A 20,038-nucleotide genomic window follows, 5' to 3' on the forward strand; every position below is an offset into this window, starting at 1 on the left:
TTGAGTCCCCCCAACCTTAAATTTTTTCACCATCTTCTTTTTCTTTAGCGATTTGCTCTTTGATTTTCTTTTCTTCTTCTTCTTTGCGGCGTTTTTCTTCTTCGATACGGAGACGCACTGCTTCACGTTTACCTTCTGGATCTGGGTGAATTGTAACGTTTCCTGATTCGATTTCTTCTAAAGCGCGAAGAGTTGATTTTTCAGATTTGAAACCTTGAGTTGCTGGCGCACCTGCTTCCAATTCGTGAGCACGTTTTGCTTCCAAGATTACGAGTGAATATTTTGAAGGAACCTTGTCGAGCAAGGTATCAATAGAGGGTTTTAACATCATTTGCTTGTACCTATTTTCTAAATTTTATCGGGTAGTTGGAGATTTCGGTAACATCTCCTGATAGTGACCAATGACACGATCCACACGGAAATGCTCTGCTTCGATCACACGTTTGACACGCTCAGCAGCTAGGGGCACCTGATCGTTGACAATCGCATAATCATACTCACGCATAAGCGCAATTTCTTCCTTGGCTTTTTCGATTCGTTGGGCAATCACTTCTGCACTATCTGTTCCACGACCTACCAAGCGGTCTTGTAATTCATCCAAATCTGGTGGTGTCAGGAAGATAAAGACAGCATCTGGAACCTTTTTCTTGACTTGAAGAGCTCCTTGAACTTCAATTTCAAGGAAAACATCGATCCCCTTGTCCAAGGTTTCATTGACATAGGTCAGAGGAGTGCCATAGTAGTTGCCGACATATTCTGCGTATTCCAACATCTGTCCTTGACGAATCAGCTCTTCAAACTCTTCGCGAGTACGGAAGAAATAGTCAACACCGTCCACTTCTCCAGGACGTTGTGCGCGTGTCGTCATCGATACAGAGTATTGAAATTGGTTTTCAGAACTCTCAAAAATCTCTCTTCTAACCGTTCCTTTGCCAACCCCTGAAGGACCAGAAAAAACGATTAGTAAGCCTCGGTCTGCCATTGTGTCTCCTTTAGTCAGTCTGTGAGATAACATTTCTCTAGAATAATGGCAAAAAGCCAGATTATCCTTTACAGTCTTTCTATCTAGTGTAACAAAAAAGCAGTAATTTTTCAACTGCTCTTTCTTATTTATTTAGATTTATACAAGGTATCCCCTTAAAATATACTTGCCTTTTTATTCTATTTAAGAGATAATAAAACTACTAATATAAAAAGGAGAAGTTTATGGGAAATTATAAAGGAAAAAATGTTGATGAAGCGATTGAAAATGGCTTATCTGAACTTAATCTCAAAAAAAGTGAAGTCAAAATCAATATTATTGATCATGGAAATGCTGGAATTTTTGGTTTTTTTGAAAAAGAAGCTGAGGTTGAAATCACACCATTAAGCCCACTGGAATTGAAGGTAAAAAAATTAATTCCATATTTAATCGGTGCTGTTGCAATATTTATGATTCTTATATCAGTTATAATTGGAGTATACTCAGATAAGTCAACTACTGTTTCTCACCCTTCATCTACAGAAACTAGTAGCGTTATTGAAAAATCTGTCGAGAAAACTAGTGAATCATCCTCTACATCATCAAGTTCGACGCCTGCTTCCTCTAGTTCAACTAACACCACATCAAGCTCGACCGAAACCTCGTCAACAAGTCCATCCCAATCAGCTGTCATCACAACTGAAAACAATGAGGAATTTAAAGCACTATTGCAAACTGATGACTCAAGCACCATAACAAATTTTATTCAAAAATATAAAGGTCAAGTCATCGAATTTGATGGACACATAGCAGATATTGCACACTATAAAAATTACAAAACAAAATTCGATATGCTTATTTATGGCGGAAATTACTTAGGAGCAGAACAAGCACCTTCGGGACCAAACTTTAAATTTGTAAATATAACAACAGTTTCTAACGCCGCTTTCAACTCTTTTAATGGCGAAAATATTTCTAAAGGCCAAAATGTACATATAAAGGCACAAATTGGAAACTATAACTCCACTCAAGATTTAGTCTACCTATCTCCAATTGAGGTTTCGCCTCGATAATATAACGAATTATTTCAAATAATTTATTCAAAAAACTGAAGTCAGATTCTCTTCTGACCTCAGTTTTTTTATTATTTAGCATAATCTACTGCTCGAAGCTCGCGAATCACGGTTACCTTGATATTTCCTGGGTAATCGAGATTATTTTCAATTTTCTCACGAACTTTGTGAGCCAAGATTGTGACTTTGTCGTCCTTGATTTGTCCTGGATTGACCATGATGCGGATTTCACGTCCTGCTTGAAGGGCAAAGCTATTTTGTACCCCTTCAAAGCCGTTCGCAATTTCTTCCAAATCATGAAGACGCTTGATATAGCTTTCAAGAGACTCACTACGAGCACCTGGACGGGCCGCACTCAAGGCATCTGCTGCAGCGACGATCACTGCAATGACGCTCTCAGCTTCGACATCGCCGTGGTGGCTAGCAATCGTATTGACCACAACTGGATGTTCCTTGTACTTACGAGCCAATTCCATACCGATTTCAACGTGACTACCTTCAACCTCGCGGTCAATAGCTTTCCCGATATCGTGAAGGAATCCAGCACGACGGGCAAGAGCCGCATTTTCACCAAGTTCGCTCGCCATGATACCAGCCAACTTAGCAACCTCAATCGAATGACGCAAGACATTTTGTCCATAAGAAGTACGGAACTGCAGACGTCCCATAATCTTCATCAAGTCTGGATGAAGGTTTGGCGCACCAATCTCATAGGCTGCTGCCTCACCGTATTCACGGATCTTATTATCAATCTCTTGACGGTTTTTCTCAACCAACTCTTCGATACGAGCTGGGTGGATGCGACCATCTTTGAGCAACATTTCCATAGTCATACGGGCAATCTCACGACGAACCGGGTCAAAACCTGACAAGGTCACCACTTCTGGCGTATCGTTGATAATCACATCAACACCTGTCAAACTTTCAAAGGTACGAATGTTACGACCTTCACGACCAATAATGCGTCCCTTCATAGTATCATCTGGCAGATGAACTGTTGAGTTTGTTGACTCCGCTACATATTCACCAGCGATACGTTGCATAGCTTGAACCAGGATGTCCTTGGCCATTTTATCAGAACGTTCCTTGACCTCTTGCTCAGCTTCACGAATGCGGCTAGCAATCTCCTTGGTCAAGTTTTCCTCTGTCTGAGCCAAGATAATATCTCGTGCTTCTGCCTGAGACAGGGCACCAATACGCTCTAGCTCTGCTTCTTTTTGTCTTTCGACTTCCTCTAATTGCTCTTCACGCGCATCAAGGTTTTTCGCTCTATCAGAAATACTTTGTTCTTTTTGTTCAAGTGTTTGTTCTTTACTCGTCAAATTGTCGTCTTTACGGTCAAGACTAGTAGCTCTCTCTGTCAAACGACTTTCGATTTGTTTGAGTTCTTGACGTTCTGATTTGAATTCAGCGTCCACTTCTTCACGGTATTTTCTGGCTTCTTCTTTGGCCTCCAATAGTGCTTCTTTTTTAAGAGACTTGCTTTCACGTTTAGCTTCATTAACAAGTAAATCCGCTTCACGCTCAGCTTGTCCACGTAAATTAGTTGCTTCTTGTTCAGCATTTAAAAGCATCAACTCCGCAGCTTCCTGAGATGATTTCATCTTAGCTGAGATGCTGACATATCCAATGACTAAACCAATGATGACGGCAAAAACAGCAATCGCAAGCGACATGATCTCCATGTTTTTACCTCATTTTATTGTTATTCCGAATGACATACATTCTTTTACATTCTACCATAAAAAAGTGATTTTCACAAACCTAAAATAGAATATGTTTTGGGGAATTTAGCGTCAATTTGGAGTTTAGCTCCCTGAATTTATCTGGATAACCTTTATTACTTAGAATCCGTAACATCAGCAAAAATTTAAAAAAGCCTACATTTCAGTAGACTTAGTTTCTTTCTATTCTAATCGGCACTCTTCCAAAATTCTGCTCAGCTATACTTGGATTCCCCAGTTGATAAATCTGGTCTGCCTTTTGAGTCATGGGATCCCAAGGTTCTTTGCCAATTCGGCTGACTAGATTGACCTGTCCCTTCAAGGACTTGAGGTGTTGCCTGCCTTTTTCAGTAAATCCAAGGACATGAATGGCTTCTGGCAAGTCACTTTCTCTAGCCTGCACCAAGATATAGGTCAAGAGGCGTCTGACACGCGCCTTGGTGTAACGCTTGGTCGCAACCACCTCGACCAAGTCTTCCACAGACTGGGCTGTCTTGATGGCTTCCTTGATGCGCACTGCCATTTCTTGATTGACCTGATAGATAGTGGTTAGGTCTGGATTGGACAAGATTTGATAGCGGAGCATAGGAAAATAGTCTTCCCAGCTCACCTTACTAGCCTGCTCAAAGAGAGCAATAGAAGGCATAAAGCGTTCTAAGAAATCTTTGTCCCTCTGGTGCTGACGGAGGGCTGTTGCCGAAGCAAAGTCCACATCCTTGTCCACAGAATGGTAGCCTGCCCCCTGACGCTGAATTGGCTCAAGTTTGATGTCTCGTCCTGCAAGTGCCTTGACATAGGCCAGAGCAAGGACATGATTGGGTGTATTACCTGAAAAATCAAGACCTGCAAATTCCTTCCACATGGCCTGGGTTTTCTGGGGATAGGAAAGGGAATCAGGCAGATTTTCCACAAATTGCTCCATCTCAGCACCCTGCTCTGTGTATAAGTCAGCGATTTTCTGGTAATCCAGAACTTCCTCCGTCCCAAAGGCTAAGTTATCAATCCCTAACTGAGCTAAGATATCCACAGACCCTTGGCCAAAGAAATCTGCTGCCTGAACACTGACCAAAAAGGGCAATTCTACTACCAGATCCGCGCCATTTTCCAGTGCCATCTGGGCCCGTGTCCACTTATCCACAATAGCAGGCTCGCCTCTCTGCATGAAATTCCCAGACATGGCAACAATTTTCAGCCCCTCTGCCTGATCCAGCAGGTATTTATGGCCATTATGAAAAGGATTGAACTCCGCGATAATACCTGTGATGGTCATGCTAATCTCCTACTTCTGCGCCACAAAAAACCAACGGGTACTGGTTTCTGTTGGCTCCTTGTCTTCAAAGTCTGCATAGAGTTTGAAAGATTTAAAACCAGCCAGTTCCAGCAAGATATCATAGGTCAGAACCTCATAAGTCCGCTCCTCATGCACTTCATCGTGGCGACTAAAGGAACCGTCCGCCTCCTTGATAAAAAAGGTCAACTCATGCACGATGGAGTGAGGAGCCGCGTCCTCGTAGGTATCCCATAGCATGGCAAAATCTTCCGCATTTTCATGGTAGGAATAGCCTGGAAAAACTTCATCTGTCTGGTAGGTCGAATGCACATCAAAGATGAAGATGCCATCTTCGTTGAGAGCATTATAGACTTCCTTAAAGACGTCCCCTACTTCCACCTCATCCTGCATATAGCAGATAGAGTCCGAATAACACGTGACAAAATCATATTGACCTACCTTGGACAAATCCAGCATATTGCCTTCAATAAATTCAATCTTTTGCTTGGCTGAAGCCGCTCTCTTTTCGGCAATCTTCAACATATCCGCACTCAAATCAAGACCAGTCACATCAAAACCAGCCTGAGAGAAGCGTACAGATTGAATTCCTGTCCCACAAGCCAGTTCCAAGAGTTTCTTTCTCTCCTTGGTCTTAGGCAAATGACGAAGCGAAAAATCCGTCCATCTATCGTATAAACTGTCGTCCATGACCGCATCGTAAACAGCCGCAAAAGTTTCATAAGTTGCCATAATCATGATACCAAGAGCGTCAATGGCAAACACCACTCGCCCTTTACCTTTCTATCAATTTTTCTAAAATAAGCAAATAAAACCCAGTTGACTACAACTGAGTTCATCTTCTAAGCAAGAGCTTCTGAAATATCTACTGAATTTGCCTCATGCCATAGCTTTTCTAGGTTATAGTGGGCACGCATTTCTTCTGAAAAGACATGCACAACGACAGCGCCGAGGTCTAGTAAGACCCAACCTCCAGCTGCATCGCCTTCGATATGGCTACCTTTAAAGCCTGCTTGGGCTACTTTTTCACGGATGTTATCAGCGATAGCGTCCAACTGACGGCTATTCATTGAACTAGTAATAACAAAGTAATCCGTCACGCTAGTCAAATCTTGTACGTCAAGTGCGAGGATATCCTCCGCACGTTTCTCATCAGCCGCTTTCACGACTAGTTCTAGTAATTCTTTTTCGTTCATTTAGTCCTCTTTCTAGAAAATATGTTTGTAATCTAGGACATCTGCAAAGCGCCCCTCCCAAATGCCCTCATAAAATTCATTAATCGTTTCTGCTGGAATGTCATCTCCATCAAAGGTTGTGACAGCACCTTCTGGAATAATCAGCTTATAGCCATATTCAAAGGCAACCTTGACAGAGGTATCCACACAATATTCTGTCTGCATACCACATAAAACTAATTTTTCAATCCCCTGTTTATCCAAGTATTCTTTTAAACCAGTTTCTTTGAAAATACTGTTATACTTCTTCTGAAAGACCTTTTCATTAGGTTTTCGATTTAAAAGTCCAGATATCTGCCAATCTTCTGATGTTTGAGCTTCAAAATCCTCAATATGTTGAACATAGATAATTTCGATATTCTTGCTTCTAGCCTGGTTTTGTAAATAAGAAATTTTTTCCAATAGACTATTTGTCTGAAAACCGGTTTCCACTAAAATATTCTGAACATCAATGATTATAAAAGCCGTCTTCATTTAGTCCTCTTTCAAATAGTGCACAAAGGCGTTATAGGTTTCAAGGGTTTGGGGATAGATAGGGAATCCCTGATGAGCTAGATGCTCCACGGTACGAGCTGTTTCGTAGGCCACCGCCTTATTAAGCGATAGACTCGCAATTTCACGCGCCACATCCACTCCTGGAAAGGCACGGTTATGCTCGATATAGTCTGCAACGTAGATGACTTTATCTAGATCTGTCATCTGACCAGCACCGACTGTATGAATTTCAATAGCTCGTAAGATTTCTAGATCATGCAAATCCAAATCTTCTTGAATCTTGTAGATGCCAACCATACCATGCCAGACATTATTGCCCCAGTTTTTGAGGTCAGGGTCTAGCTGGTAACGGTCAATCAAGTCTAGAAATTCCTGATCTGACAACTTCTTAGCATAGTCATGAAGAAGACCTGCTAGACCAGCTTTCTCAGCATCAACTCCGAATCGTTCTGCTAGCTCTATGGCTGCACGCTCCACACCCAAGCAATGGGTTAAGCGTTTTTCAGGTAGAAGCTCTGCCATTTTTTCCAACAAAGCCTCACGGGAACAGTTGATATAGTCTTGATAGGCCATCAGTAGAGCCCCTCCTTCTCGATGTAGTCTAGCACCGGCTGAGGTAGGAGAAAGTTGGGTTTTCGTCCTTGGGCAAGGAAGTCACGCACCATACTAGACGAGATATCCATGAGAGGCACATCCACCCAGATAACGGGATAGGAAGTCCCTGCCTTGTAGCGTGGGCGCTGAACCCCTACAAACTGAACCATGTCAACCAATTCATCAATTCGGTACCACTTGGGCAGATAGTCTACCATGTCGGCACCGATGATAAAGTAATAATCTGTATCTGGATTCTTCTCAGTTAGAAGCTTCATGGTGTCGTAGGTATAAGAAATGCCCTTGCGCTCTAGCTCGATTGTTTCAATGTCCAGACCTTCAATCCCCTCAATCGCCAATTCAAGCATCTTGAGACGATGGTGTTCAGGGATGGTTTCCTTTTTATCTACGTGAGGAGGTTGGTACTCAGGCATGAGCAAAACTTGATCCAGTCCTAACTGCTGGCGTACTTGGTCCGCAACGATGAGATGGGCATTGTGAACAGGGTTAAAATTCCCCCCTAAAATCCCGACTTGTTTGCGTTTTTTCTCCTTGATTTCTGGCTCCAACTCTACCTTGGTAAAGGGAGTCAATAGTTCGATTGCCATAGGCTAGTCTCCTTTATTTCTCTGTAAAAACAGTTGTTTGGAGTATGGGGGTCAAATTTCTTTGACTTTCTTAGAAATCTTGCAATTTTCTTTCTTGCTGGATTGTTTAAACAAGATTAAGATGCGTCCAATCTTTTGGACAGTATCCACACCGATTTCTTCTTCCAAGATTTCAGCTACTTCGTGGATATTTTCATCTGTGTTTTGCAAGAGCGTTACTTTAATCAATTCGCGGGCGTCAAGAGCCTGACGGACACTGGTTTTGATTTGGTCGTTAAGTCCATTTTTCCCGATTTGGATGATGGGTTTGAGGGTGTGTGCCTGACTGTTGAGGAAGGCACGTTGTTTTGATGTTAATGACATAATTTCTTCCTTATTTTTTGATAGTTATTTTAGGTAGTGAGGGACGGTCGGAACTAATTTTCCAAAGATCTCATCTTTGAAAAATGGATTTCCTGGCCTCACAATTGAGCCTTGGTCTCAATTGTGCCCCTTGCCAATCTAATGATTGGCAAGACACCACGGCAATAACTATCTCTTTATGAGCTCACTTTGTTCGCTCAGTGATTTCATTTTAAATAATTGCTTTTCGTGTGACAACTGCGACGCCTTCTGGTGCCCAGACGGCGACTTTGGCGGTGCCTGTTACGCGAATCCAGCCTAGGCCTGAGATAACTAGGTCTGTCTTGTCCTTGATGGTAAATACATGTTGGACTAGTTTTGGAAAATCTTCTTTTTCCTTGCTATTTGGTGGTGTCAGAAGGGTTCCTACATGCTTGTCATAGAAAGCACTAGCTCCTTCAAGCTTGGTTCGGTGGAGTTTGAGTTCATTATCAAAGAAGGCTGTGAATCCTTGCTTTTCACCCGCAATGAAGTCAAAGCGTCCGAGACCGCCTAGAAACAGTGTTTGTTCAGGATTGAGCTGATAGGTTTTGGGTTTAATTTCCTTTTTAGGGCTGACATACTTGAGGTTTTTAGCCGTCAAGTAGTGAGCCATCTGGTGGCGGTGGATAATTCCCGGCGTATCGTAGATATAAGAACCGTCGTCAAGCGGAATCTCAATTTTGTCCAAGGTTGTCCCTGGGAAGCGCGAAGTCGTGATGACATTCTGATCACCCGTGATTTCTTGAATGATGGCATTGATGAGGGTTGATTTTCCAACGTTTGTCACGCCAACAACATAGACATCACGGCCCTTACGGTAGTGTTCGATTTTGTCAATGACTTCCTTAATAGCATGTTTATTTTGTGCCGAAGTTAGGACGACATCGACTGGACGAAGACCTTCTTCGTGGGCACGTTCCATGAGCCACTGGCTAATCTTGCCTGGTTTAACTGACTTGGGCAGGATATCTTTTTTATTTCCCACCAAAAGGACATCATTGCCCGATACAAAGCGTGGCAAGCCTGGAATGACAGAGCCATTAAAATCAAAGATATCAATGACATTGACCACTAAGGCATCACTGTCTCCCACCTCGTGCAAGAGCTTGAGGAAATCATCGTCCGTCAACTGGACATCCGTGATTTCATTATAGTGGCGGAGACGGAAACAGCGTTGGCAATAGACTTCGCCAGTTTCCAAACCTTTTTCAAGTGCCGACTGGGGGGTAAAACCAAGACCAGCCTTATCTGTCGTCTGAATGGTTGCTCCACAACCAATACAGAGAATTTCTTCCATAGTTAAATTCCTTTTTTATATGTAATCGGTCCGTACGTTTCAGTGATTTTTCGCTTCACACGGCGCTCACGAGCTCGGTTGATCTGTGTTTTGATCGAGTCATGTTGGACCAAGGGTTTGACTAAAATCGAGCGAATGCCTGCACGGTGGGCTGCTCGTATATCTGTCATGAGCTGGTCGCCGACCATGACCACTTCGCTTTTCTCATAGTGGAATTCCTTCATGGCACGGTCAATCCCAAATGTGAAGGGCTTCAGAGCCCAATAAACGTAATCAATCCCAAACTTCTCAACTGCTCGTTGGACGCGTTTTTTAGTGTTATTTGATACCACAATAATGCGAATGCCCGCGTCCCGAAGATCATGTAGCCATTGCTTCATCTCTGGCGTCCCGTCAGGGTTGTTCCAAGCAATGAGGGTATTGTCCAAATCGACCAAAACAGCCTTGATTCCATGCGCCTGCAGGCTTGGGACTGTCAGATCATAGACTGCTTCCACAGCAAAGTCTGGCATGTAGTTTTCAATCACCATTTTGGCTCCTTTTCTTTTATTTTCTAGTAATTTTCTTCAGCCATTGAGATAAGGCCACCCATAAAATCAAGCTAGTCATTAAGATATAAATCCAAGCATTTGGCTCTTCTGTAAATGGTAGAGGAACATTCATTCCGAAGAAACCTGTAATAACCGCAAGTACTGCTAGTAAGACGGAGATAATAGTCAAAATTGACAAACTATCATTCAAGTTATTGTTTAGGATGTTGTTGTAAGAAGCTGAGAGTTGTTGCAAGACTTGAGAAATCAAGTCTGTCATAGACACCAACTGATGGGCTTCAATCATGGCATCATCAAACTGCTCTCGTTCGACATCATTAAATCTCCGATAAAGAGCATGGCCCTGGATATGTTCCAAGAGGAGTCGATTTTGTTTTGCTGCTGCTGTCAAGTAAACCATACCAGTCTCCAAGTCAGAGAGGGCGAAGAGATTTTTCTTTGTTGTAGTTTGACGTAGCAAGGCACTAATTTCGTCCTTACTTTTATCCATCTCTTCAATGACAGGATAATAAGCGTTACTGATAATCTCTAAACCAGCAAAGAGAAACTTGTAAATAGAAAGCGACTCATGGCTATCCAGATAAGCTGACATCTGATCAATGACATAAGCATTCTTATGGTTGCTGATGGTAATCATTCGTTGTCTTTCGACGATAAAGGTCATGGGAATCGCTTCATAATATTCTTTGTCTTTTTCTAAATCAAGAACATTATAAATAAAGGTTACCGTCTCCGTTTCACGGTTATAATCCATATGAGCTCGTTCATTTCTATCCAGAGCATACTCAATGGTTTCCTTGTCCAATCCATAGATGTCAGAAAGATCTTCCATATTTTTAATCTTATCCACATCAAGGTCTATCCAGGTACAACCATTGCCCAACTGCTTTTCTAAAACCATCTTTTCTCCTTTATTAAACTCTTTCTATTGTACCATAAATCTGCTAAAATTTCAGGCCTGGTCTGTACGAGAGAAATTGCTGACGACGGTGATATTCCGATTGGGAACGAAGTGCAGAACCTGGTCTTCTCCTCTGAGTTGCGTTGTTCGAATGCCGACACTGACAACCTTGCCCGAGACAGTAATAGGACCATTTGTCAAAACGACCTCATCTCCCACATCCAGTTGACGTTCAAAGAGGATGAAAAAACCATTGATGACATCAGACAGAAAACCTTGGGCTCCCATACCAATAGCCACCCCAGCTATCCCAGCACCTGCTAGTAAACTAGAAACTGGCAAACCCAAAATAGACAAGATACAGTAAAGCAAAAAGAAATAAAGGGTATAATTAAACACATTCTCTAATAAACGTGAAATGGTTTTCTGACGCCCGACATCATGACGAGACATTTTTAGAGAAGGTTTAACAATTCTCTGCACCATGGTATGGAGCAATTTCTTAGCTATATAAAAGAGTAAAAATAAGAATAACAGAGAAATTAACTTGGTTAAGATATTTTCAATAATCGTTGTTATATCAAGCTTATTGAGGTAGGTTTGAATAAATTCTTTCATAGAAAACTCCTTTCATTTATTATACCATACTTTTACAAGTGATGAATCTCCATAAATATTCAAAAATAACAGCCAAAATAGACAGAAAATTCTTGATTTTAGCTCATATTTATACTATAATCATAAACATTACACAACAAAGGAGATTGTTATGAAAAAAATCATTCATGCTTGGAATAAGGCAAGCCTGATCAAACGAATTTTGATTGGTATGCTTTGTGGAGGTATCCTAGGACTGACACTTCCTAACATTTCAGGAATTGGCCTGCTCGGAGATCTCTTTGTTGGTGGCCTCAAAGCCATCGCACCGATTCTGGTCTTTGCCCTCGTTGCCAATGCCCTTTCCCAACATAAAAAGGGGCAAGATAGCAATATGAAAACTGTTATCTTCCTTTATCTAGTGGGGACATTTGCAGCTGCTCTTGTAGCGGTTTTTGCTAGTTTCATCGTACCTGTTGAAATTACCCTAAATAGTGCCAATACAGAAATTGCACCACCAGATGGGATTGGCCAGGTCCTCAGCAACCTCTTGCTCAAATTGGTTGACAATCCAGTCAATGCCCTTGTCACAGCCAACTACATCGGTATCCTATCATGGGCAGTTGTTTTCGGGATTGCTATGAGAGAAGCCAGCAAAAATAGTAAAGAATTGTTGAATACTATTGCTGATGTGACTTCTAAAATTGTCGAGTGGATCATCAACCTAGCTCCATTTGGAATCCTTGGCCTTGTCTTCAAAACCATCTCCGATAAGGGAATCGGCAGTTTAGCTAACTATGGAATCTTGCTTGGCCTCTTGGTGACAACTATGTTCTTTGTTGCTCTAGTAGTCAATCCATTGATTGCATTTCTCTTTATGAAGAGGAATCCTTATCCCCTCGTTTTGAAATGTTTGCGTGTCAGTGGTGTGACAGCCTTCTTCACTCGTAGTTCTGCGGCCAACATCCCTGTCAATATGAAACTTTGCCACGACCTCGGACTAGATCCAGATACCTATTCAGTTTCTATCCCACTTGGTTCTACTATCAACATGGCCGGAGCAGCAATTACCATTAACGTTCTAACCCTTGCTGCAGTAAATACTCTTGGCATCCCTGTTGACTTTGCAACAGCCTTTGTCCTTAGTGTAGTAGCAGCCATCTCAGCCTGTGGAGCTTCTGGTATTGCCGGAGGATCCCTCCTTCTTATCCCAGTTGCTTGTAGCCTCTTCGGTATTTCTAACGATATTGCTATGCAAGTTGTTGGGGTTGGATTTGTGATTGGAGTTATCCAAGACTCATGTGAAACAGCCCTCAACTCTTCTACAGACGTCCTCTTTACCGCCGTTGCCGAATACGCAGCAGCCCGTAAAAAATAACTCATAAAGGCAAGCCTTCTCAGGTCTTGTCTTTTACGCTTTTATTCTAACTTATTAAGAAATTCTTATGTCTATTAGCCAACGTACGACCAAACTCATCTTAGCCACCTGTCTTGCCTGCTTTCTTGCTTATTTTCTCAATCTCTCCTCAGCTGTCTCGGCTGGAATTATTGCCCTCTTGAGCCTATCTGATACGCGTAGAAGTACCTTAAAACTGGCTCGCAATCGCCTCTTTTCCATGCTTCTAGCTCTGGCTATTGGTGTTTTAGCTTTTCACTTGAGTGGATTTCATATCTGGAGCCTTGGACTCTATCTTGCCCTATACGTTCCTCTGGCCTACAAGATGGGCTGGGAAATTGGCATCACTCCAAGCACTGTTTTGGTTAGCCATCTCTTGGTGCAAGAGTCAACTTCTCCAGACCTTCTACTCAATGAATTCCTTCTCTTTGTAATTGGTACAGGATTTGCCTTACTTGTAAATCTCTACATGCCTTCACGACAAGAGGAAATCCAGCACTACCACACGCTGGTGGAAGAAAAGTTAAAAGATATCCTCCATCGCTTCAAATACTACTTATCCAAAGGAGATGGACGCAATCGAGCACAGCTGGTAGAAGAATTAGACACCCTTTTGGAAGAAGCCCTCAGACTAGTCTATCTAGATCACTCAGACCACCTCTTTCACCAGACCGATTACCATATCCACTATTTTGAGATGAGACAGCGACAAAGTCGCATACTACGAAACATGGCCCAACAAATCAACACCTGTCACCTAGCTGCCAGTGAAAGCCTGATTTTGGCCCAACTCTTTTCAAAAATTGCTGGACAACTGAGCCAGACCAATCCTGCTTCTGATTTGCTAGATGAAATCGAACGCTATCTGGAAGTCTTCCGTAACCGCAGTCTGCCCAAGACAAGAGAAGAATTTGAAACCCGTGCCACGCTCCTCCAACTCCTACGCGAAGCCAAAACCTTCATCCAAGTAAAAGTTGACTTTTACAAAAAATATGGACAGTAAAAAAGAAAACTTCAGACCAATCACAAAAAGTGAAAATCTGGAGTTTTCTTTTATTTGTAAGTTATCACCATAAAGGTTAATAGTAAAACGAATAAGTTCTAATATTCAACATCTTTTTATAGAAAGCTAAGATAAAACCCTACATACTTTGCTGTCTTATTAGCCACGACACTGAGTTTTACAAATCGATTACATTTACAAAACATAGTTAGTAAGGCAGTTAGCTAGGCTACTTCCTACCAGTTACGACAGAAAAATCCACGAATCCATAATATTCGTGGATTTTTCCTAGTGAAGCGTTTAGGTAAGCCGCAATAGCGGTTACCTATTATTAGATTACGACACTGAGTTTTACAAATCGATTCCATTTGTAAAACTCAGTTAGTGAAGCAGTTAGGCAAGTCTAATAGGACTTGCCGTAGCCTACTTAGATTGCTTTGCAATCAAGTAGGCTTACTGAATCACATCTTCTCTTCCAACTCTACATCTGGATACTTGTCCGCAAACCAGCGGAGGGCAAAGTCATTTTCAAAGAGAAAGACTGGTTGGTCAAAACGGTCTTTAGCCAAGATATTTCGACTTGACGACATCCGTTCATCCAAGTCCTCAGGCTTAATCCAACGAACGGTCTTTTTACCCATCGGGCTCATAACCACTTCTGCATTGTACTCGCCTTCCATACGGTGTTTAAAGACTTCAAACTGGAGTTGACCAACAGCGCCTAGCATGTACTCGCCAGTTTGATAATTCTTATAAAGCTGAATGGCACCTTCTTGCACCAATTGCTCAATCCCCTTGTGGAAGGATTTTTGCTTCATAACGTTCTTGGCAGAAACTTTCATAAAAATTTCAGGTGTAAAGGTTGGCAGCGGTTCAAACTCAAACTTATTTTTTCCAACTGTCAAAGTGTCCCCAACCTGATAAGTACCTGTATCGTAAACCCCGATGATATCACCTGCCACGGCATTGGTTACATTCTCACGACTTTCCGCCATAAACTGGGTAACATTAGACAGCTTGGCGCCCTTACCAGTACGAGGTAGGTTGACACTCATACCACGCTCAAACTCACCTGATACGATACGGACAAAGGCGATACGGTCACGGTGACGAGGGTCCATGTTGGCTTGGATCTTAAAGACAAATCCTGAGAAATCCTTGTCATAAGGATCCACAATTTCACCGTCTGTTTTCTTGTGACCATGTGGTTCTGGAGCAAACTTAAGGAAGGTTTCAAGGAAGGTCTGCACACCAAAGTTTGTGAGGGCCGAACCGAAGAAGACAGGTGTCAATTCTCCAGCCAGAATAGCTTCCTCTGAAAACTCATTCCCAGCTTCATTTAAAAGTTCAATATCATCCTTGACTTGCTCGTAGAAAGGATTGCTGCCAAAAAGCTTGTCCCCATCTTCAAGACTAGCAAAACGCTCATCCCCTTTATAGAGCTCCAAGCGTTGGTTATAGAGGTCATATAAGCCCTCAAAGGCTTTCCCCATCCCGATTGGCCAGTTCATCGGATAACTTGCAATGCCCAAGACTTCTTCCAACTCTTGCAAGAGGTCTAGTGGCTCACGTCCGTCACGGTCCAGCTTGTTCATAAAGGTAAAGACGGGAATGCCACGGTGTTTCACAACTTCAAACAATTTCTTAGTTTGGGCCTCGATACCCTTGGCAGAGTCCACAACCATGACCGCAGCATCCACCGCCATCAAGGTACGATAGGTATCTTCTGAGAAATCCTCGTGTCCTGGTGTGTCTAGGATATTCACACGCTTGCCATCGTAGTCAAACTGCATCACAGATGAAGTAACCGAAATCCCACGTTGCTTCTCGATATCCATCCAGTCAGACTTGGCAAAAGTCCCTGTTTTCTTTCCTTTAACCGTACCAGCCTCACGAATCTCGCCCCCAAAGTAGAGCAACTGCTCAGTGATGGTTGTTTTCCCCGCGTCCGGGTGGGAGATGATGGCAAAGGTACGACGTTTCTTAATTTCTTCTTGAATATTCATAAGTTCTCTTTCTTTGATTCTCTATTTTTCTTGTTTCAATAATTCAGAATGATTTTTACATTGGATTTTACCATTCCTTTCAACACTCCATTATATCGGATTTTAGCATTTTTTTCAATTTCTATTTTATGTCAGACACTGCTAAAGTAGAACAATTCCACTTGCAATTTTTAAAATAAATGTTACAATGAATATAGAAAAAGGTGTTGCGTCAACAACACCCTACAGAGCCGTTTAAGACGGTGGCTGTAATTACATAACTAAAAAATAGCTCGTTAACTCGCCAAAGTTAGGACGGCTATTTTTTTGTCTCTTTTACCAATTCAAGGATGAACTTCAGGAGCGTGATAACAAAGTTACCAGCTACAAACATGAGTGTCAAAGCCTCAAAGGGTGACAAATCTGGTTACTCCTTTCTACTAAGATTTTACAGGTTCTGCACATAAGCATCACCATCCTTTCGATTTCGTAACCACCGTCTTCACTTCTCTGTTACACCATTGTACCATATAATTCCTCCGTTGAAATCCTCTTTTCAAATTAATAATCATTAAAACACATTCTCTAGCCTCCACCTGTCTTTTTTCAGCTTTACCTCCCTTATTTATAGGAAAATATGGTAAAATAGAACAGACTAAAAATCATCATTTCACGAAAGGATGCAAGATGAAAATTACGCAAGAAGAGGTAACACACGTTGCCAATCTTTCAAAATTAAGATTCTCTGAAGAAGAAACTGCTACCTTTGCGACGACTTTGTCTAAGATTGTTGACATGGTTGAATTGCTGGGCGAAGTCGACACAACCGGTGTCGCACCTACTACAACTATGGCTGACCGTAAGACCGTATTCCGCCCTGATGTGGCCGAAGAAGGAACAGACCGTGATCGCTTGTTTAAAAACGTACCTGAAAAAGACAACTACTATATCAAGGTACCAGCTATCCTAGACGATGGAGGAGATGCCTAATGACTTTTAATAACAAAACTATTGAAGACTTGCACAATCTCCTTGTGTCTAAGGAAATTTCTGCAACTGAATTGACCCAAGCAACGCTTGAAGATATCAAGTCTCGCGAGACATCTATCAACGCTTTTGTCACAATTGCTGAGGAGCAAGCCCTTGCGCAAGCTAAAGCTATTGATGAAGCTGGAATTGACGCTGATAATGTCCTTTCAGGAATTCCGCTCGCTGTTAAGGATAATATCTCTACTGACGGTATTCTCACAACCGCTGCCTCAAAAATGCTCTACAACTACGAGCCAATCTTTGATGCGACAGCCGTTTCCAATGCCAAAGCCAAAGGCATGATTGTCGTTGGGAAAACCAACATGGACGAATTTGCCATGGGTGGTTCAGGTGAGACTTCCCACTACGGTGCCACTAAAAACGCTTGGGACCACAGCAAGGTTCCTGGTGGATCATCAAGTGGTTCTGCCGCAGCGGTAGCTTCAGGACAAGTTCGCTTGTCACTTGGTTCTGATACTGGTGGTTCTATCCGCCAACCTGCTGCCTTCAACGGAATCGTTGGTCTCAAACCAACCTACGGAACTGTTTCACGTTTCGGTCTCATTGCCTTCGGTAGCTCATTAGACCAAATCGGACCTTTTGCACCAACTGTTAAGGAAAACGCCCTCTTACTCAACGCTATTGCTAGCGAAGATGCTAAAGACTCTACTTCTGCTCCTGTCCGCATTGCCGACTTTACTTCAAAAATCGGTCAAGACATCAAGGGCATGAAAATCGCTTTGCCTAAGGAATACCTTGGTGAAGGGATTGACCCAGAGGTTAAGGAAACTATTCTAAATGCTGCTAAGCACTTTGAAAAACTTGGCGCTATCGTCGAAGAAGTCAGCCTTCCTCACTCTAAATACGGTGTTGCGGTCTACTACATCATCGCTTCATCTGAAGCTTCATCAAACTTGCAACGCTTTGACGGTATTCGTTACGGCTACCGCGCAGAAGATGCGACTAATCTTGATGAAATCTATGTAAACAGCCGTAGCCAAGGTTTCGGTGAAGAGGTAAAACGTCGTATCATGCTAGGTACTTTCAGCCTTTCATCAGGTTACTATGATGCTTACTACAAAAAGGCTGGTCAAGTTCGTACACTCATCATTCAAGATTTCGAAAAAGTCTTTGCGGATTACGACTTGATTTTGGGCCCAACTGCACCAAGCGTTGCCTATGACTTGGATTCTCTCAACCACGACCCAGTTGCCATGTACTTGGCTGACCTTTTGACCATCCCAGTCAACTTAGCTGGTCTCCCAGGAATTTCGATTCCTGCTGGATTCTCTCAAGGTCTACCTGTCGGTCTGCAATTGATTGGTCCTAAATACTCAGAGGAAACCATTTACCAAGCTGCTGCTGCCTTTGAAGCAACAACAGACTACCACAAACAACAACCCGTGATTTTTGGAGGTGACAACTAATGAACTTTGAAACAGTCATTGGGCTTGAAGTCCACGTAGAGCTTAACACCAATTCAAAAATCTTCTCGCCTACTTCTGCCCACTTTGGAAATGACCAAAATGCCAACACCAACGTGATTGACTGGTCTTTCCCTGGTGTACTACCCGTTCTCAATAAAGGTGTTGTCGATGCCGGTATCAAGGCTGCTCTTGCCCTCAACATGGACATCCACAAAAAGATGCACTTTGACCGCAAGAACTACTTCTATCCTGATAATCCCAAAGCCTACCAAATTTCTCAGTTTGATGAGCCAATCGGCTACAACGGCTGGATTGAAGTCGAGCTAGAAGACGGTACAACTAAAAAAATCGGTATTGAACGTGCTCACCTAGAGGAAGACGCTGGTAAAAACACCCACGGTACAGATGGCTACTCTTATGTTGACCTCAACCGCCAAGGGGTGCCATTGATTGAGATTGTATCTGAAGCGGACATGCGCTCGCCAGAAGAAGCCTATGCTTATCTGACTGCTCTCAAGGAAGTCATCCAGTACGCTGGCATTTCTGACGTTAAGATGGAAGAAGGTTCGATGCGTGTGGATGCCAACATTTCTCTTCGCCCTTATGGTCAAGAAAAATTCGGTACCAAGACTGAATTGAAAAACCTTAACTCCTTCTCAAACGTTCGCAAGGGTCTTGAATACGAAGTCCAACGTCAAACTGAAATCCTTCGCTCAGGTGGTCAAATTCGTCAAGAAACACGCCGTTACGATGAAGCCAACAAAGCAACCATCCTCATGCGTGTTAAAGAAGGTGCCGCAGACTACCGCTACTTCCCAGAACCAGACCTACCCCTCTTTGAAATTTCCGACGAGTGGATTGAGGAAATGCGTACTGAATTGCCAGAGTTTCCAAAAGAACGCCGTGCGCGCTACGTATCTGACCTTGGCTTGTCAGACTACGATGCTAGTCAGTTGACTGCAAACAAGATCACTTCTGATTTCTTTGAAAAAGCTGTCGCCCTAGGTGGTGATGCCAAACAAGTCTCTAACTGGCTCCAAGGAGAAGTTGCTCAATTCTTGAACGCTGAAGGCAAAACACTAGAACAAATCGAATTGACACCAGAAAACTTGGTAGAAATGATTGCCATCATCGAAGACGGCACGATCTCGTCTAAGATTGCCAAGAAAGTCTTTGTCCACCTGGCTAAAAATGGCGGTGGTGCGCGTGAATACGTAGAAAAAGCAGGTATGGTTCAAATCTCAGATCCAGCTGTCTTGATTCCAATCATCCACCAAGTATTCGCCGATAACGAAGCTGCTGTTGCCGACTTCAAGTCAGGGAAACGTAACGCAGACAAGGCCTTCACAGGATTCCTTATGAAAGCAACCAAAGGCCAAGCCAACCCACAAGTTGCCCTTAAACTCCTTGCTCAGGAATTGGCGAAGTTGAAAGAAGATTAATATGTAAAGGAAACCAGCCCTGAGGTTGGTTTTTTTCTTGACAAATAA

At 42.6% G+C, this 20,038-nt stretch carries 22 protein-coding genes; 6 read left to right on the top strand and 16 right to left on the bottom strand.

Annotated features, from left to right (window positions below; genetic code table 11):
• Nucleotides 1-16: 16 nt before the first annotated feature.
• Together rpoZ and gmk are read right to left on the bottom strand one after the other, a co-directional pair.
• A complete protein-coding gene (rpoZ, locus tag STYK_RS08200) occupies nucleotides 17-331 on the bottom strand; it encodes a DNA-directed RNA polymerase subunit omega (protein ID WP_084923705.1) in 315 nt (104 codons plus the stop codon).
• Nucleotides 332-355: 24 nt separating this feature from the next.
• The gene (gmk, locus tag STYK_RS08205) at nucleotides 356-982 is read right to left on the bottom strand and encodes a guanylate kinase (RefSeq protein ID WP_000775041.1); all 627 of its coding nucleotides are present in this window, start codon (nucleotides 980-982) and stop codon (nucleotides 356-358) included.
• Nucleotides 983-1,206: 224 nt separating this feature from the next.
• On the opposite strand from gmk, the gene STYK_RS08210 reads away from it, so the two are divergent.
• Nucleotides 1,207-2,034 carry a DUF4839 domain-containing protein gene (locus tag STYK_RS08210; protein WP_261034991.1) on the top strand — a complete coding sequence of 276 codons (828 nt, stop codon included), beginning with the start codon at nucleotides 1,207-1,209 and terminating at the stop codon, nucleotides 2,032-2,034.
• A gap of 71 nt (nucleotides 2,035-2,105) precedes the next feature.
• Here STYK_RS08210 and STYK_RS08215 read toward each other — a convergent pair whose 3' ends face one another.
• The 12 genes from STYK_RS08215 to STYK_RS08270 all read right to left on the bottom strand — a co-directional run bounded on the left by STYK_RS08215 (nucleotide 2,106) and on the right by STYK_RS08270 (nucleotide 11,729).
• A complete protein-coding gene (locus tag STYK_RS08215) occupies nucleotides 2,106-3,719 on the bottom strand; it encodes a ribonuclease Y (RefSeq protein ID WP_261804866.1) in 1,614 nt (537 codons plus the stop codon).
• A 211-nt stretch (nucleotides 3,720-3,930) separates the two neighbouring features.
• The gene (locus STYK_RS08220) at nucleotides 3,931-5,028 is read right to left on the bottom strand and encodes a nucleotidyltransferase (protein ID WP_084923701.1); all 1,098 of its coding nucleotides are present in this window, start codon (nucleotides 5,026-5,028) and stop codon (nucleotides 3,931-3,933) included.
• Nucleotides 5,029-5,037: 9 nt separating this feature from the next.
• Entirely contained in the window at nucleotides 5,038-5,778 is a 741-nt protein-coding gene (locus tag STYK_RS08225) for a class I SAM-dependent DNA methyltransferase (RefSeq protein ID WP_315972291.1), read from the bottom strand.
• A 110-nt stretch (nucleotides 5,779-5,888) separates the two neighbouring features.
• On the bottom strand, nucleotides 5,889-6,242 hold the full coding sequence (gene rsfS, locus STYK_RS08230) for a ribosome silencing factor (RefSeq protein ID WP_084923699.1): 354 nt from the start codon (nucleotides 6,240-6,242) through the stop codon (nucleotides 5,889-5,891).
• A gap of 12 nt (nucleotides 6,243-6,254) precedes the next feature.
• Nucleotides 6,255-6,755, bottom strand: a complete 501-nt coding sequence (locus tag STYK_RS08235) for a cysteine hydrolase family protein (protein ID WP_084923697.1) — start codon at nucleotides 6,753-6,755, stop codon at nucleotides 6,255-6,257.
• Nucleotides 6,756-7,349: a bis(5'-nucleosyl)-tetraphosphatase (symmetrical) YqeK gene (gene yqeK, locus STYK_RS08240; RefSeq protein ID WP_084923696.1), complete on the bottom strand. Its 594-nt coding sequence runs from the start codon at nucleotides 7,347-7,349 to the stop codon at nucleotides 6,756-6,758. It lies immediately after the preceding gene.
• Nucleotides 7,349-7,978, bottom strand: a complete 630-nt coding sequence (locus STYK_RS08245; RefSeq protein WP_084886755.1) for a nicotinate-nucleotide adenylyltransferase — start codon at nucleotides 7,976-7,978, stop codon at nucleotides 7,349-7,351. The genes yqeK and STYK_RS08245 overlap by 1 nt, the downstream gene beginning before the upstream one ends.
• 51 nt (nucleotides 7,979-8,029) lie before the next feature.
• A complete protein-coding gene (gene yhbY, locus STYK_RS08250; protein ID WP_084886757.1) occupies nucleotides 8,030-8,341 on the bottom strand; it encodes a ribosome assembly RNA-binding protein YhbY in 312 nt (103 codons plus the stop codon).
• Nucleotides 8,342-8,552: 211 nt separating this feature from the next.
• A complete protein-coding gene (yqeH, locus tag STYK_RS08255) occupies nucleotides 8,553-9,659 on the bottom strand; it encodes a ribosome biogenesis GTPase YqeH (RefSeq protein ID WP_020901601.1) in 1,107 nt (368 codons plus the stop codon).
• 2 nt (nucleotides 9,660-9,661) lie between these two features.
• Nucleotides 9,662-10,189 (bottom strand): YqeG family HAD IIIA-type phosphatase, encoded by a 528-nt coding sequence (locus STYK_RS08260; protein WP_049500248.1) that lies wholly within the window; start codon nucleotides 10,187-10,189, stop codon nucleotides 9,662-9,664.
• 16 nt (nucleotides 10,190-10,205) lie between these two features.
• The gene (locus STYK_RS08265; protein WP_000242267.1) at nucleotides 10,206-11,111 is read right to left on the bottom strand and encodes a magnesium transporter CorA family protein; all 906 of its coding nucleotides are present in this window, start codon (nucleotides 11,109-11,111) and stop codon (nucleotides 10,206-10,208) included.
• A 51-nt stretch (nucleotides 11,112-11,162) separates the two neighbouring features.
• On the bottom strand, nucleotides 11,163-11,729 hold the full coding sequence (locus tag STYK_RS08270) for a mechanosensitive ion channel family protein (protein ID WP_045612191.1): 567 nt from the start codon (nucleotides 11,727-11,729) through the stop codon (nucleotides 11,163-11,165).
• 151 nt (nucleotides 11,730-11,880) lie between these two features.
• Here STYK_RS08270 and sstT point away from each other — a divergent pair, with 151 nt between their 5' ends.
• Nucleotides 11,881-13,086 (top strand): serine/threonine transporter SstT, encoded by a 1,206-nt coding sequence (gene sstT / locus STYK_RS08275; RefSeq protein ID WP_261804867.1) that lies wholly within the window; start codon nucleotides 11,881-11,883, stop codon nucleotides 13,084-13,086.
• Between the two features lie 67 nt (nucleotides 13,087-13,153).
• A complete protein-coding gene (locus tag STYK_RS08280; protein WP_261804868.1) occupies nucleotides 13,154-14,107 on the top strand; it encodes an aromatic acid exporter family protein in 954 nt (317 codons plus the stop codon).
• A 461-nt stretch (nucleotides 14,108-14,568) separates the two neighbouring features.
• Here STYK_RS08280 and STYK_RS08285 read toward each other — a convergent pair whose 3' ends face one another.
• Both STYK_RS08285 and STYK_RS08290 read right to left on the bottom strand, forming a co-directional pair.
• Nucleotides 14,569-16,113 carry a peptide chain release factor 3 gene (locus STYK_RS08285; RefSeq protein WP_001025437.1) on the bottom strand — a complete coding sequence of 515 codons (1,545 nt, stop codon included), beginning with the start codon at nucleotides 16,111-16,113 and terminating at the stop codon, nucleotides 14,569-14,571.
• 298 nt (nucleotides 16,114-16,411) lie between these two features.
• The gene (locus STYK_RS08290) at nucleotides 16,412-16,486 is read right to left on the bottom strand and encodes a hypothetical protein (RefSeq protein WP_232610068.1); all 75 of its coding nucleotides are present in this window, start codon (nucleotides 16,484-16,486) and stop codon (nucleotides 16,412-16,414) included.
• 293 nt (nucleotides 16,487-16,779) lie between these two features.
• Between STYK_RS08290 and gatC the strand changes: the two genes are divergently transcribed.
• From gatC to gatB, 3 genes are read left to right on the top strand one after another with little or no spacing between them, the layout of a single operon-like run.
• Nucleotides 16,780-17,082 (top strand): Asp-tRNA(Asn)/Glu-tRNA(Gln) amidotransferase subunit GatC, encoded by a 303-nt coding sequence (gatC, locus tag STYK_RS08295; protein WP_261804869.1) that lies wholly within the window; start codon nucleotides 16,780-16,782, stop codon nucleotides 17,080-17,082.
• Complete coding sequence (gene gatA / locus STYK_RS08300; protein ID WP_261804870.1) at nucleotides 17,082-18,548, top strand: Asp-tRNA(Asn)/Glu-tRNA(Gln) amidotransferase subunit GatA; 1,467 nt, start codon at nucleotides 17,082-17,084, stop codon at nucleotides 18,546-18,548. Before gatC ends, gatA begins: the two co-directional genes overlap by 1 nt.
• On the top strand, nucleotides 18,548-19,990 hold the full coding sequence (gene gatB / locus STYK_RS08305; RefSeq protein ID WP_261804871.1) for an Asp-tRNA(Asn)/Glu-tRNA(Gln) amidotransferase subunit GatB: 1,443 nt from the start codon (nucleotides 18,548-18,550) through the stop codon (nucleotides 19,988-19,990). Before gatA ends, gatB begins: the two co-directional genes overlap by 1 nt.
• Nucleotides 19,991-20,038 lie beyond the last annotated feature (48 nt).

Origin of the sequence: Streptococcus toyakuensis (assembly GCF_024346585.1) — a bacterium.
Taxonomy (GTDB): domain Bacteria; phylum Bacillota; class Bacilli; order Lactobacillales; family Streptococcaceae; genus Streptococcus; species Streptococcus toyakuensis.